Origin of the sequence: Caulobacter vibrioides OR37 (assembly GCF_000372645.1) — a bacterium.
GTDB classification, from domain to species: domain Bacteria; phylum Pseudomonadota; class Alphaproteobacteria; order Caulobacterales; family Caulobacteraceae; genus Caulobacter; species Caulobacter vibrioides_E.
In genome coordinates, this window is record NZ_APMP01000002.1 from 13951 (window position 1) to 26731 (window position 12781).

The following is a 12781-nucleotide window of genomic DNA, read 5'->3' on the forward strand; positions in this document are numbered from 1 at the left end:
TGAATCAGCCTCGATCCGTCTCGGGTTCCGTGACCTGGAGTCTCCGTCCGCTCCGCCGCGCGCGCCACTGCTCGGCCGTCTGCCCCCAGAACTCCACCTTGCTGGCTTCATAGGGCGGCGGCAGCCAGCCCGGGCCTCGGTTGGTCGCCCCCAGCCGCTGGGCCACCTTCTGGGACGGCGTGTTCAGCGGATCGATGCAGTGGATGATGTCGGTCCATCCCAGGTGGTCGACAGCCCAGTCCATGCTCGCCTCGGCGGCCTCCACGGCATAGCCCTTGCCCCAGGCCGAGGGGTGCAGGCCCCAACCGATCTCGGTCCCCGGCCAGCCCTCCGGGACCCAGGGTCCGATGCGGCCCACCCAGGCGCCGCTCGCCTTTTCGATCACCGAGAACATGCTAAAGCCGCTCAAGGCCCAGGCGCCGGCCACCGACGCCATGCCCCGCCAGGCCGCCGCGCGCGACTGGGTCCCGCCGATGTGACGCGCCGCCGTCTCGTCGGCCATCATCTCGGCCCAGCCGTCCAGGTCGGCGGCGGCGGTCGGCCGCAGGATCAGGCGCGATGTCTCCAGCGTCGGCCCAGGCGCTATCCGCATGAGACGTCTCCCCCTCTAATCCGTCACGCAGTCGGCCAGGCCGTCGCGGCGCACCGCGCCCGAGGCCTTGCCGATCTTCTGGCTGCGCTTGGCGACATAGCGCCCCGGCTTGACGGCGTTCCACTTCAACGGGCTGGGCAGGATCGCCGCCAGGCGCGAGGCCTGGGCCGGCGTCAGCTTGTCGGCGTCGACGCCGAAATAGCGCTGCGAGGCCGCCTGGGCGCCATAAATGCCCGAGCCGAACTCGATCGAGTTCATATAGACCTCCATGATCCGCTGCTTGCCCCACAGCGTCTCGATCAGCACCGTGAACCAGGCCTCCAGCCCCTTGCGGACATAGGAGCGGCCCGGCCACAGGAAGACGTTCTTGGCGGTCTGCTGACTGATCGTCGAACCGCCGCGAATCTTCTTGCCGGCCTCGTTGTTCTCATAGGCCTTCTGCAGGGCGTCGAAGTCGAAGCCGTGATGCTCGCAGAAGCGGGCGTCCTCCGCGGCGATCAGCGCGCGCGGCAAGGCCGGAGCGACCTTGTGGATGCCGCGCCAGCGGTGGTCCAGCCCCCGCCCTTCGATCGCCCGGATCACCATCAGCGGCGTCACCGGCGGCGGGATGAAGCGATAGAGCAGCACGGTCGCGATCGGTCCCGCCACCAGGACGATGAACAAAGCCAGCGCGATGTTACGCAGAAGCCGCCGCACGAAACGCCCCTCGAAGTCCTGCTTGTCTTTACGCTGCGGACGGATGCTAACCAGAGCGGCCGCCGCTGTCGCGGGCATAAGAGCACAGGGTTAAGGGAGCCTTCGATGGACGTGATCGACGCCGTCAACCGCCGCATGTCGGTGCGGGCCTTCAAGCCCGATCCGGTCGATCCGGGCCTGATCCGCGAGCTCCTGGAAGCCGCCGCCCGCGCGCCGTCCGGCGGCAACCTCCAGCCCTGGCGCGTGCAGGTGGTCGCCGGCGCGCCGCTGGAGGCCCTGAAGGCCGCCATGCTGACCCGCGCCGCCTCTCCCGACCCCACCGAATACGACGTCTATCCGGCCAATCTTTGGGAGCCTCTGCGCTCGCGCCGCTTCCAGGTCGGCGAGGACATGTACGGGGCGCTGGGCATCCCGCGCGAGGACAAGCTGGCGCGCCTGCAATGGTTCGCCAACAACGGTCAGGGCTTCGGCGCGCCGGTGCAGCTGTTCTTCTCGATCGACCGCCGTTGCGGTCCGCCGCAGTGGAGCGACGTCGGGATGCTGATGCAGACCTTCATGCTGCTGGCCGTCGAGCGCGGCCTCGACACCTGCCCGCAGGAGTTCTGGTCGCACTACAACAAGCTGGTCGACGAGCATGTCGGCCTGCCCGAGGGCCACATGCTGTTCTCCGGCATGGCCCTGGGCTACCGCGACGCGGACGCGCCGGTGAACAACTTCCGTTCGCGACGGGCGCCGTTCGAGGAGTGGGCGGAGATGAAGGGGTTTTAAAGTCTCACTTCCCCGGCGAATGCCGGGGGCCCGGATGCCAAAGCGCGGGGTCTGATTGGAAGGGCTCTAAATCAAATGCTTAGAGCGTGAGATAAGCTGAAACCGGTTCCCACTTTCAGCCTCACGCTCTAATGCCCCCACCTCGGCGCCTTTCCATCTGGGTCCCGGCATTCGCCGGGAAGTTCGGCGTATAACTTCACCCCGCGAACTGGCGCGGACCGCTCAGGTCCGGGATCTCCAGCACGCCCGCCTCGCCGTTCTCGTCGCCCCAGGCGAAGAACTTGCCGTCGGCGCTGGTGGAGAGGGCGCTGATCGGGGCGCCCTTCTCGGCCTTCAGGGTCTCGATGCGGCCGTTGCGCATGTGGGCGGCCCAAATCTTACCGTTGTCCTGGCCGGCCAGGCACACCGGCTGGGCGTCGATCCCCGCCACCCGCACCACCATCGAATCGCGCGAGAAACCGATCTCGGCGGCTTCCTTGCCCATCGGGCCGTTGGCGCCGGCGAACGGCCAGATGACCGCGCCCGAGGCCCCGGCCGTGGCCAGCAGATTGCCCTTGTCGAAGAAGGCCAGGCTCTTGATCTTGGCCGGATAGCCGCCCATCCGCATGTCCTTGCCGTCCGACAGCCGCCAGCCGTGCAGCTGATTCTCCTGCATCGACGAGATCAGGAACTTGCCGTCGGGGCTGAAGGCCGCGGCGATGTGGCTGCCGGCCCACTTCAGCAGGGTGGGCTTCTGGTCGGCGATCCGCGCGTACCACAGCTGGGCCCCGCCATAGGTGGCGCTGGCCAGGCGGCGGCCCTTGGGCTCGAAGGCCAGGCCCGACACCGTCTTCTCGTGCGCGAACACGCGCGCGAAGGCCGGGTCGGCGGCGTCGCGGACATGGACCTCCTTGCCGGCCGTGAAGGCGATCAGGCCCGAGGCGGCGCTGGTCGCCACGTGCTCGATCCACTTGCCCTTCAGCTCGGCGATCACCGTGGCGATGACCTCGCCCTGGTCGATGCGGCTCCACACCACGCGGCCGTCGTCGCCGCCCGTGACGACGCCCAGCCCGCTGGGATGGACGGCGGCGGCCAGAACGGCCCCGCCCCCTAAGCCGCCCATCTGGGGACCGCCATGGGCCTCGACCGTGACGAATCCCTCGTCGGTTCGCAGGCGCACGGTGCCGTCGCCCAGGGCGAAGGCGGCCCGGCCAGCGCGGTCGAACAGGGCGTCGGTGACGAAGGCGTCGAAAGAAAAGATCATGCGCGCGAGATAAGGCGCCGAGGCCGCGACGGCCAGACTCTTTCCAAAACCCCGCCCATCCCGCCCATTTCGCGCCGCGCGCGAGCCGAACGCGCGCGCGGCGCCCATCAGAACGGCGTTCATCCAAAAAGAGTCGAAAAGGGGTTGCCATCGCGGCGCGTCGTCGGGCTTTACTTCCGCGCCCGTCTGCGCCAGACGTGGCTCGGTAACGACATTTCAGGCGCGCGCGATGGCGCGGCCTTTGGGAGACAGTCAGGCTATGGCGGCTAAACTTGCTGGCGGCGGCGGTGGCCGTTACTCGCTCGGCCAGAATTCCGAAATCAACGTCACGCCCTTCGTGGACATCCTGCTGGTTCTGCTGATCATCTTCATGGTCGCCGTGCCGATGGCCGTGACCTCGATCAAGATCGATCTGCCCCCGGCGGTTCCGCCGCCCCCCGGCGCGCCGAAGCCGAAGGAGCCGGTGTTCATCTCGATCCAGAAGTCGGGCGCGATCTTCATCGCCGAAAAGCAGACCAGCCTGGACAATCTGGAAGGCGATCTGACCGCGAAGTTCGCCGCCAACGGCCAAGCCGGCCCGAAGGACGATCAGCGCATCATGATCCGCGCCGACGCCGACGTGCAGTACGCCGACTTCATGGGCGTGCTGAACCAGCTGCAGACCTCGGGTTGGTTCAAGGTCGGCCTGATCAACGAGGACATCCACTAAGGATCCTCGGCGACAGCCAAGAACACGAAAGCCCCGGAACCCAGGTTCCGGGGCTTTTTGTTGGTCTGATCTTCGACCCGAAGGCCGCCCCTCCCACGAGGAGGGGCGCGCTAGTGATCAAGCCGCCGTGGCTTCGAAGCCCCGGCGCAGTTCGGCCTCGTCGAGGTCGCGGCCGATGAAGACCATGCGGCTGTAGCGCTTGTCCTTGTCGGTCCATTCCCGCTGGAAGTCGCCCTCCAGGATCATGTGCACGGCCTGGAAAACCAGGCGCTTGTTCTCGCCCTTGACGTCGATGATGCCCTTGGCGCGAAGGATGTCGGGGCCGCGGGTCGCCAGCAGATCGTTGAGCCAGGCGGTGATCTTCTGACCGTCGACGGGCTTGTCCAGCGTCAAGGAGATCCCCTTGACGCCGTCGTCGTGGATCGCGCTGGCGTGGCCATGATCGTGGTCATGGTGATGATGGTCGTGGCCGCAGTGCTCGTCATGCACATGGCCCGGCTCGCCATGGGCCGGATTGAGGAAGTCCGGCTCCAGCTCGGCGATCCGCTCCAGGTCGAAGCTGTGCTTGCCCAGGATGGCGTCCAGCGGAACGTTCGAACGCTGGGCGCGATGGATCGGCGCCAGCGGATTGATCCGGCGGATGCGGGCTTCTACGTGGCGCAGGTCGTCTTCCGAGACCAGGTCGGTCTTGTTCAGCACGATCTGGTCGGCGAAGGCGATCTGCTCGACGGCCTCCTTGCTGTCGCCCAGCCGCAGCATGATGTGCTTGGCGTCGACCACGGCGGTGACCGAATCGAGCGCGGTGCGGGCCTTGACGTCCTCGTCGACGAAGAAGGTCTGAGCCACCGGGCCAGGATCGGCCAGCCCCGTGGTCTCGACGATGATGGCGTCGAAGCCGCCCTTCCTCTTCATCAGGCCCTGGAGGACGCGGATCAGGTCGCCGCGCACCGTGCAGCAGACGCAGCCGTTGTTCATCTCGAACACTTCCTCGTCGGCGCCGACCACCAGGTCGTTGTCGATGCCGACCTCGCCGAACTCGTTGACGATCACGGCGTAGCGCTTGCCGTGCGCCTCGGTGAGGATGCGGTTCAGGAGCGTGGTCTTGCCGGCGCCGAGATAGCCGGTCAGCACGGTGACGGGGATCTTGCCGGAGGCGGCCGAGGACGTTTCTTGGGTCATACCCGCTATGTAAGCGCTCGAAACGCCAAGCGGAACACCTTCTGGAATTCCAGCTAGAGCTCCAGGAAGGCGACGCCCATGCCCATGGCGATCAAGGCCACGCCCAGGATCGTCGACTCGTAGCGGGCGATCCTGTCCAGGCCCAGGCGCCGCACGCCCAGCAGGCTCAGGGTCGTGAACAGCAGCATCCCCGTGGCGGTGGCCGCCATCAGAACGGTGCTGAGCGCCATGAAGCCGGTCCAGCCGTGCTTCATGCCGGCCAGATAGACGGGCAGGAAGGCCTCGCAGGGCGACAGGGTCAGCAGCGCGACCAGGGCGATGATCGCGGCGCGATCCGAGGCGTAGCGCCGGTGGATCACCTTGTCCTCGCCATGGCTGTGCGCGTGCGCGTGACGTCCGCGCCATAGATAGAAGACGCCCAGCAGCGTCATCAGCCCGCCAACCAGCCAGCCGAACATGTCGCCCAGGCGCGGTTGCACGGCCAGACCGGCGCCGACCAGCACGACGCCCAGCACGATCGTGAAGGCGACATGGCCCAGGCCCGCCAGGACCGTGACGCTCAGCGTCTTGCCCGTCGACCATTGTTGGCCGCGCCCGACCAGGACGAACGGCAGCCAGTGCGTCGGCAGGGCCGCGTGCAGGAAGGCCACCGCGAAGCCCGTGGCGGCGATGGGGGCGAAGAGCGTTGGGTTCACGGACGCTCTATAGCGTGTTATAAAGTAACACGCCAGGGCTCCGGAGCACCAATTCGGGGGGCGGCTGGGAATCGGCGGCTTCGGCGTTGACTCCAAGGCCCGTGACTGTATAAGTCGCGCCCTCTTCGCCCGCCGGGTTTCCGAGCGGGCGTTCCCTATTTTGCGAACGCACGTTTTTAAGGCGCTAAACCTATGTACGCGGTGATCAAAACCGGCGGCAAGCAGTACCGGGTTCAAGCCGGCGACCTGCTGGTTGTCGAAAAGCTCGAAGGTGAACCCGGCGCGGCCGTGGCCTTCGGTGAAGTCCTGATGCTTGGCGAAGGCGAGGCCGTGACGGTCGGCGCCCCCACCGTGGACGGCGCTGTCGTCTCCGGCACACTCATCGAAACCCGCAAGGGTGAGAAGGTGAAGATCTTCAAGAAGATCCGTCGCCAGGGCTATCGCCGCACCCGCGGCCACCGCCAGCTGGAATCGGTCGTGCGCGTCACGTCGGTCGCCGGCGCCGGCAAGGAAGCCAAGTGGGAAGGGTCGATCGACCTGACCCCGAAGGTCATCCTGGACGCCCGCGCTCGCGGTCTGGGCGACGCCGCCGTGCCGTTCACGGTTCCGGCCGCCGTCGAAGCGACCCCGGTCGTGAAGAAGGCGACCAAGGCGAACCCGGTGGTGACGGCTGAAGTCGTCGAACACGCCGACGCCGTGGCCGAAGCGCCGAAGAAGAAGGCCGCCCCTAAGAAGGCCGCCAAGACGGAAGACGGCGAAGCCTAAGGCGACGCCCCCAGAGGATAGGAGAGCAAGATGGCTCACAAAAAATCTGGCGGTTCGTCCAGCAACGGCCGCGACTCAGAGTCGAAGCGCCTTGGCGTGAAGAAGTTCGGCGGCGAGAAGGTTCTCGCCGGCAACATCCTCGTGCGCCAACGCGGCACCAAGTTCTACCCGGGTTCGGGCGTGGGCATGGGCAAGGATCACACCCTCTTCGCGCTCGTGCAGGGCGCGGTAGGCTTCGTGACCAAGAAGCACAACCGCACCTACGTGACCGTGACCCCGGCCGCTCAGCCGGCCGAGTAAGCACGAACCAGAGTTCTTCGGGATCGTGCTTCTCACACAGAAGACGATCCGGACAGACGATCTCTAGCGGGGAGTCCGGAACGCCGGGCTCCCCGCTTTTGTTTTGTCTCGTCGCCGCCACGAAAATCGAAAGCTTCGCCATGGCGGCGTCACGGTCTCCGACGAGAAGGGACCGGAACTCTGGGAGGCGCCGATGTGCGTCATCGAACAAAGACCCGTCATCGAGACCGAGCGGCTGACGCTGCGCGCGCCGCGTCGCCATGACGTCGAGCGCGTGGCCGCCTTCTGCGTCGACCACGACGTCGCGCGGATGACGACGCGGATGCCCTCGCCCTATACCCGGGCTCACGCCGAGGACTTCGTGGCCCGCTGCGGAACCCAGGACCGGTCGCGCGACAACACCTTCGCGATCGAACTGGCGGACGAGGGCCTGATCGGGGTGGTCGGAATGTTCACCCACCTCGATGGCCAGGTGGAGATGGGATACTGGATCGGCCGGCCCTACTGGGGCCGAGGCTACGCCACCGAGGCGGCCAAGGGCGCGCTCGACTGGGCCCGCGCGACCTGGAAGAAGCGCTACGTCACCGCCGGCCACTTCGCCGACAACGCCGCCTCGGGCCGCGTGCTGATCAAGGCCGGGTTCCTCTACACCGGCGTCGTCGAGCACAAGCCGTCGATCGCGCGTGGCGAGCCCGCGGCGACGCGGATGATGGTGTGGCTGGCGTGATCAAGCCGCCCGGTGCGTGTGAATCACCTTCTGCGGCCCCTCGCGGAAGCGCTTCTCGGCCGTGAGGATCCGCTCGCACAGGGCGTCGAGGTCGCTCAGCAGCGAATAGGTGGCGTAGATCGGGATCTCCATCATCGCCACCTGAGCGCGCGGCATGAACTCTGTGTATTTCTTCCAGGCGATGTGGTTGTCGCGGGCGTTCAGGGCTCGCTGACCCAGCGGGTTCCAGAGGTCCAGATCCATCAGCTCGTCGCGGCACTGCTTCATGACCGGCAGGGCGATGTACAAAAACAGGAAGGTCGGGGTCGCGGCGCGGCCGAATTGGGGCTGCACCTGCAGATGCCAGATGCGGTAGGCCTCGAAGAAGCCGGCCTTCTTGGCGGGATCCGGCGGCAGCCAGGTGGCTTGCTCGTTGATCAGCTCGCTGGAGACGGCGGCGCGCTTGACCAGCTCGTCGGCGCTGCCGCCCGCCGGCATGGCCTTGGAGAGGGCGCTGACCGGAATCGCCAGACGCTTGGCCACCTCCGTGAACGGCGCGGGACGGCCCGCGAGCGGCGTGAACTGCCCGAACGACGGGGCGCCGGGCGCGCTGGCCCGCTTGATCGCGGCGGCGTTATGCGCCTCCAGCTGCTCCTCGCGCTGCTTTTCGGCGCGCAGGCGGTCGAATTCGACTTCGTGGGCGGCCTGTTCCTCGGCGGTCATCCACTTGGCGCGGCCGGGACCGTAGGTGCGTTCGTAGCGATTGAGCAGGACCAGGCTGTGGTCGCCCGAAGGCCTGAGCCCGACCTCGCCCAGAAAGGTCTTGAAGTCGCGCCACTGCGGGGCGACGCCGGTCCCCCGACTGATCAAGATATTGCGGTGCGTCGAAGCCTCCGCGCTATACTTACGGCAAAGCTCCTGCGTCGACAGATCCCGCAGATCCGCCTCCAGCATCGCCACGCCCTCTTCCGCGGTCGCCAAGGTCAGCCTCCTGCTCCGCCATAGATGAAAGTGGCGGTTTGCTGCCAAGACACTTTGTCGCATCACGGACTTTAACATTTCGTCACGATTTCGGAGCGTCCGCCCGGCTTTTCGCGAAGCCCCCCAGCGGCGTAACGTCACGGCGGCGCGCCTGGGGCCGGGCGTTTTGGCTCGACGCGCGGGACGCCTTGGGACAAAAGGGCCGCATGAAATTCTTGGACCAATGCAAGATCTATATCCGCTCGGGTAACGGCGGCGGCGGGTCGGTGTCGTTCCGCCGCGAGAAGTATATCGAGTACGGCGGCCCGGACGGGGGCGATGGCGGCCGGGGCGGCGACGTGTGGATCGAGGCCGTGGAAGGCCTCAACACCCTGATCGACTATCGCTACCAGCAGCACTTCAAGGCCGGCACCGGCGTGCACGGCATGGGCCGCGCGCGCCACGGCGCCGCCGGCGAGGACGTGGTGCTGAAGGTGCCCGTGGGCACCGAGGTGCTCGAGGAGGACAAGGAAACCCTGATCGCCGACCTCGACCACGCGGGCGCGCGCCTGCTGCTGGCCAAGGGCGGAAACGGCGGCTGGGGCAACCTGCACTTCAAGGGTCCGGTCAACCAGGCGCCGAAATACGCCAATCCCGGCCAGGAGGGCGAGGAGCGCTGGATCTGGCTGCGGCTGAAACTGATCGCCGATGTCGGGCTGGTGGGCCTGCCCAACGCCGGCAAGTCGACCTTCCTGGCCGCCGCCAGCGCCGCCAAGCCCAAGATCGCCGACTACCCGTTCACCACCCTGACCCCGAACCTGGGCGTCGTGGACCTGTCGAGCAGCGAGCGCTTCGTGCTGGCCGACATCCCCGGCCTGATCGAAGGCGCCAGCGAGGGCGCGGGCCTGGGCACCCGCTTCCTGGGCCACGTCGAACGGTCGGCGGTGCTGATCCACCTGGTGGACGCCACCCAGGAGGACGTCGCCGGCGCCTGGACCACGATCCGCGGCGAGCTGGAAGCCTATGGCGACGAGTTGGCCGACAAGTCCGAGATCCTGGCGCTGAACAAGATCGACGCCCTCGACGAGGAAACGCTCGCCGAAAAGGTCGCCGAGCTGGAAGCCGTCGCGGGCGTCAAGCCGCGCCTGGTCTCGGGCGTATCGGGCAAGGGCGTCACCGAGCTGCTGCGCGCCGCCTACAAGCAGGTGCGCATCCGTCGCGGCGATCTCGAGGAAGAGATCGACGACGACGAGGATCACGTCGACGAGACCCCCGGAGGCTGGACGCCGTGAGCCAGGCCAGCGGGGCGTTCAAGGCCGCCCGACGCATCGTCTTCAAGGTCGGGTCGGCCTTGCTGGTCGACGCCGAGACCGGCGCGGCCAACCGCGCCTGGCTGGAAGCGTTCTGCGCCGACGCCGCCGCCTTGCGCGCGGACGGCAAGCAGGTGCTGGTCGTCTCGTCCGGCGCGGTGGCCCTGGGCCGCCGTCGCCTGGGCCTGACCGGCCGCAAGACGACCCTGCCCGAGAAGCAGGCGGCGGCCGCCGCCGGTCAGAGCCTCTTGATGCGCGCCTGGGAAGAAGCCTTCGAACCGCATGGGACGAGCGTCGCCCAGATCCTGCTGACCCGCGATGACACCGAGATGCGTCGCCGCTGGCTGAACGCGCGCGCCACGACCGAGACCTTGATGGGCCTCGGCGTCGTCCCGGTAGTCAATGAGAACGACACGGTCGTCACCGAGGAAATTCGCTACGGCGACAACGACCGCCTGGCCGCGCGCGTGGCCCAGATGGCCGGCGCCGACCTGCTGGTGCTGCTGTCGGACATCGACGGCCTCTACACCGCCGACCCGCGCAAGAACCCCAAGGCCGCGCATATCCCGCTGGTCTCGGAGATCACCGCCGAGATCGCCGGCATGGCCGAGGGCGCCAACGCCGCCGCGGGCGTCGGCACCGGCGGCATGGCCACCAAGATCGCCGCCGCCCGCATCGCCCGCGCCGCGGGCTGCGCCACCCTAATCACGCTGGGCTCGCGCCCGCGTCCGCTGGCCGCCATCGCCGACGGCGACAAGGCGACCTTGATCGAAGCCGCCGCCAGCCCCGCCGCCGCCTACAAGGCGTGGATCGCCGGTTCGCTGGCGCCCCAGGGCTGGGTCACGGTCGACGCCGGCGCCGTCAAGGCCCTGGAGGCCGGCAAGAGCCTGCTGTCGGCCGGCGTGCGCGCCATCGAGGGTCCGTTCGACAAGGGCGACGCCGTCCGCGTCCGCGACGAGACCGGCCGCGAGGTCGCGCGCGGCATCGTCCGCTATGACAGCGCCGACGCCCAACGCATCGCCGGCCTGCGCTCGGACGCCATCGAGGCGGAACTGGGCTTCACCGAAGGTCCGATGATCCACGCCGACGACCTGGCCGTATCGGCATAAGCTCTTTCCGATTTCCACGGCGAACGCCGGGGCCCAGATCGAACCCGCGAGCGCCGCCGGATCGTCGCGACATTGGTCGCCAAACCCCAACCTCAAGGGGTGAATCTGGCCCCCGGCATTCGCCGGGGAAATCGGGAGTTGGGGTTCAGTTCTCGAACCGCCCGGTCTAGGTTCCGCCCGTTCCCAGGAGTCCCCATGGCCTACCGATCCCTTCGCGAGTTCATCGACGTCCTGGAGGCCAAGGGCGAGCTGGTCCGGGTCACCGAGCCCGTCTCCAGCGTGCTGGAGATGACCGAAATCCAGACGCGCCTCCTGGCGACCGGCGGGCCGGCCGTGCTGTTCGAGCACGTCCTGCTGCCCGACGGCTCGCGCTCGTCGATGCCGGCGCTGGCCAACCTGTTCGGCACGGTCAAGCGCGTGGCCATGGGCGTCACCCTGGGCGGCGAGCCGCGCGAGACCGCCGGCGAGCTGCGCGAGGTCGGCGAGCTGCTGGCCTTCCTGCGCCAGCCCCAGCCGCCGAAAGGGATCAAGGACGCACTCGACATGCTGCCGCTGGCCAAGACGGTCATGTCGATGCGGCCCGGGACAGTGAAGAAGGCCCCTGTGCAGGAGGTCGTCCTGACCGGCGACCAGATCGACCTCTCCAAACTGCCGGTGCAGACCTGCTGGCCAGGCGAGCCCGCGCCGCTGATCACTTGGCCGCTGGTCGTGACCAAGGGCCCCGGCAAGGACCGCGAGGACGACTTCAACCTCGGCATCTACCGGATGCAGGTGCTGGGTAAGGACAAGTGCATCATGCGCTGGCTGGCGCATCGCGGCGGCGCCCAGCACTACGCTCGCCACAAAAAGTCGGGAACCCGCGAGCCCCTGCCCGCCTGCGCCGTCCTGGGCGCCGATCCGGGCACCATCCTGGCGGCCGTGACGCCGGTGCCCGACACCCTGTCGGAATACCAGTTCGCCGGCCTGCTGCGCGGCGCCAAGGTCGATCTCGTGCCCGCCAAGACCGTGCCGCTGATGGTGCCGGCCCACGCCGAGATCGTCATCGAGGGTCACGTCCTGCTGGACGAATTCGCCGACGAGGGCCCCTACGGCGACCACACCGGCTACTACAACAGCGTCGAGAAATTCCCGGTCTTCCATGTGACGGCCATCACCATGAGGAAGGACCCGATCTACCTGACCACCTTCACCGGCCGTCCGCCGGACGAGCCCTCGGTGCTGGGCGAGGCGCTGAACGAGGTGTTCATTCCCCTCATTCGCCAGCAGTTCCCCGAGATCGTCGACTTCTGGCTGCCGCCCGAAGGCTGCAGCTACCGCATCGCCGTGGTGTCGATGAAGAAGGCCTATCCCGGCCACGCCAAGCGCGTGATGCTGGGCGTCTGGAGCTATCTGCGCCAGTTCATGTACACCAAGTGGGTGATCGTCGTGGACCACGACATCAACGCCCGCGACTGGAAGGACGTGATGTGGGCGATCAGCACCAAGATGGACCCGGCGCGGGACATCACGGTGATCGAGCACACCCCGATCGACTATCTGGACTTCGCCTCGCCCGAGAGCGGCCTGGGTTCCAAGATCGGCCTCGACGCCACCGACAAGTGGCCGCCCGAGACCAAGCGCGAATGGGGCCAGGAGATCCGGATGGACCAGGCCGTGATCGACGCGGTCAGCGAGAAGTGGGCGCGGCTCGGCCTGCCGGGGGATGGTAAGCCGATCTGGAAACGATCCTAAGTCTGATAGCGAGTACGA

The 12781-nt window shown here is 67.7% G+C and carries 14 protein-coding genes; 8 read left to right on the forward strand and 6 right to left on the reverse strand.

Going from position 1 to position 12781, the window contains the following annotated elements:
• Positions 1 to 4: 4 nt before the first annotated feature.
• Positions 5 to 592, reverse strand: a complete 588-nt coding sequence (locus OR37_RS02795; RefSeq protein WP_004615672.1) for a GNAT family N-acetyltransferase — start codon at positions 590 to 592, stop codon at positions 5 to 7.
• A gap of 15 nt (positions 593 to 607) precedes the next feature.
• Entirely contained in the window at positions 608 to 1288 is a 681-nt protein-coding gene (mtgA, locus tag OR37_RS02800) for a monofunctional biosynthetic peptidoglycan transglycosylase (protein WP_035016907.1), read from the reverse strand.
• 105 nt (positions 1289 to 1393) lie between these two features.
• Here mtgA and OR37_RS02805 point away from each other — a divergent pair, with 105 nt between their 5' ends.
• Positions 1394 to 2056, forward strand: coding sequence for a nitroreductase (locus OR37_RS02805; protein ID WP_004615674.1), 663 nt, complete (start codon positions 1394 to 1396; stop codon positions 2054 to 2056).
• A gap of 196 nt (positions 2057 to 2252) precedes the next feature.
• Here OR37_RS02805 and OR37_RS02810 read toward each other — a convergent pair whose 3' ends face one another.
• Positions 2253 to 3299: a WD40 repeat domain-containing protein gene (locus OR37_RS02810; protein WP_035016909.1), complete on the reverse strand. Its 1047-nt coding sequence runs from the start codon at positions 3297 to 3299 to the stop codon at positions 2253 to 2255.
• Between the two features lie 229 nt (positions 3300 to 3528).
• Between OR37_RS02810 and OR37_RS02815 the strand changes: the two genes are divergently transcribed.
• A complete protein-coding gene (locus tag OR37_RS02815; RefSeq protein ID WP_175582096.1) occupies positions 3529 to 4008 on the forward strand; it encodes a biopolymer transporter ExbD in 480 nt (159 codons plus the stop codon).
• A gap of 117 nt (positions 4009 to 4125) precedes the next feature.
• Here the strand turns inward: OR37_RS02815 and OR37_RS02820 are convergent, their stop codons facing one another.
• Positions 4126 to 5187 (reverse strand): CobW family GTP-binding protein, encoded by a 1062-nt coding sequence (locus OR37_RS02820; protein ID WP_004615677.1) that lies wholly within the window; start codon positions 5185 to 5187, stop codon positions 4126 to 4128.
• A gap of 53 nt (positions 5188 to 5240) precedes the next feature.
• Positions 5241 to 5882 carry a hypothetical protein gene (locus OR37_RS02825; protein ID WP_004615678.1) on the reverse strand — a complete coding sequence of 214 codons (642 nt, stop codon included), beginning with the start codon at positions 5880 to 5882 and terminating at the stop codon, positions 5241 to 5243.
• Positions 5883 to 6074: 192 nt separating this feature from the next.
• On the opposite strand from OR37_RS02825, the gene rplU reads away from it, so the two are divergent.
• The 3 genes from rplU to OR37_RS02840 all read left to right on the forward strand — a co-directional run bounded on the left by rplU (position 6075) and on the right by OR37_RS02840 (position 7674).
• Positions 6075 to 6647, forward strand: a complete 573-nt coding sequence (gene rplU / locus OR37_RS02830) for a 50S ribosomal protein L21 (RefSeq protein ID WP_004615679.1) — start codon at positions 6075 to 6077, stop codon at positions 6645 to 6647.
• Between the two features lie 30 nt (positions 6648 to 6677).
• Positions 6678 to 6947, forward strand: a complete 270-nt coding sequence (gene rpmA / locus OR37_RS02835) for a 50S ribosomal protein L27 (protein WP_004615680.1) — start codon at positions 6678 to 6680, stop codon at positions 6945 to 6947.
• 193 nt (positions 6948 to 7140) lie between these two features.
• Positions 7141 to 7674, forward strand: a complete 534-nt coding sequence (locus tag OR37_RS02840; protein ID WP_004615681.1) for a GNAT family N-acetyltransferase — start codon at positions 7141 to 7143, stop codon at positions 7672 to 7674.
• Here the strand turns inward: OR37_RS02840 and OR37_RS02845 are convergent, their stop codons facing one another.
• On the reverse strand, positions 7675 to 8634 hold the full coding sequence (locus OR37_RS02845) for a hypothetical protein (RefSeq protein WP_004615683.1): 960 nt from the start codon (positions 8632 to 8634) through the stop codon (positions 7675 to 7677). It lies immediately after the preceding gene.
• Between the two features lie 206 nt (positions 8635 to 8840).
• Here OR37_RS02845 and obgE point away from each other — a divergent pair, with 206 nt between their 5' ends.
• The 3 genes from obgE to OR37_RS02860 all read left to right on the forward strand — a co-directional run bounded on the left by obgE (position 8841) and on the right by OR37_RS02860 (position 12763).
• Positions 8841 to 9905 carry a GTPase ObgE gene (gene obgE, locus OR37_RS02850; protein ID WP_004615684.1) on the forward strand — a complete coding sequence of 355 codons (1065 nt, stop codon included), beginning with the start codon at positions 8841 to 8843 and terminating at the stop codon, positions 9903 to 9905.
• Positions 9902 to 11032: a glutamate 5-kinase gene (gene proB / locus OR37_RS02855; RefSeq protein ID WP_004615685.1), complete on the forward strand. Its 1131-nt coding sequence runs from the start codon at positions 9902 to 9904 to the stop codon at positions 11030 to 11032. Before obgE ends, proB begins: the two co-directional genes overlap by 4 nt.
• 195 nt (positions 11033 to 11227) lie before the next feature.
• Positions 11228 to 12763, forward strand: a complete 1536-nt coding sequence (locus OR37_RS02860; RefSeq protein ID WP_004615686.1) for a UbiD family decarboxylase — start codon at positions 11228 to 11230, stop codon at positions 12761 to 12763.
• Positions 12764 to 12781 lie beyond the last annotated feature (18 nt).

Bases quoted from the DNA above. Each gene is read 5' to 3' on its own strand.
- rpmA (WP_004615680.1), top strand. From the start codon at position 6,678: ATGGCTCACAAAAAATCTGGCGGTTCGTCCAGCAACGGCCGCGACTCA.
- obgE (WP_004615684.1), top strand. From the start codon at position 8,841: ATGAAATTCTTGGACCAATGCAAGATCTATATCCGCTCGGGTAACGGC.
- OR37_RS02795 (WP_004615672.1), bottom strand. From the start codon at position 592: ATGCGGATAGCGCCTGGGCCGACGCTGGAGACATCGCGCCTGATCCTG.
- OR37_RS02805 (WP_004615674.1), top strand. From the start codon at position 1,394: ATGGACGTGATCGACGCCGTCAACCGCCGCATGTCGGTGCGGGCCTTC.
- OR37_RS02815 (WP_175582096.1), top strand. From the start codon at position 3,529: ATGGCGCGGCCTTTGGGAGACAGTCAGGCTATGGCGGCTAAACTTGCT.
- OR37_RS02860 (WP_004615686.1), top strand. From the start codon at position 11,228: ATGGCCTACCGATCCCTTCGCGAGTTCATCGACGTCCTGGAGGCCAAG.
- rplU (WP_004615679.1), top strand. From the start codon at position 6,075: ATGTACGCGGTGATCAAAACCGGCGGCAAGCAGTACCGGGTTCAAGCC.
- OR37_RS02810 (WP_035016909.1), bottom strand. From the start codon at position 3,299: ATGATCTTTTCTTTCGACGCCTTCGTCACCGACGCCCTGTTCGACCGC.
- OR37_RS02820 (WP_004615677.1), bottom strand. From the start codon at position 5,187: ATGACCCAAGAAACGTCCTCGGCCGCCTCCGGCAAGATCCCCGTCACC.
- OR37_RS02840 (WP_004615681.1), top strand. From the start codon at position 7,141: ATGTGCGTCATCGAACAAAGACCCGTCATCGAGACCGAGCGGCTGACG.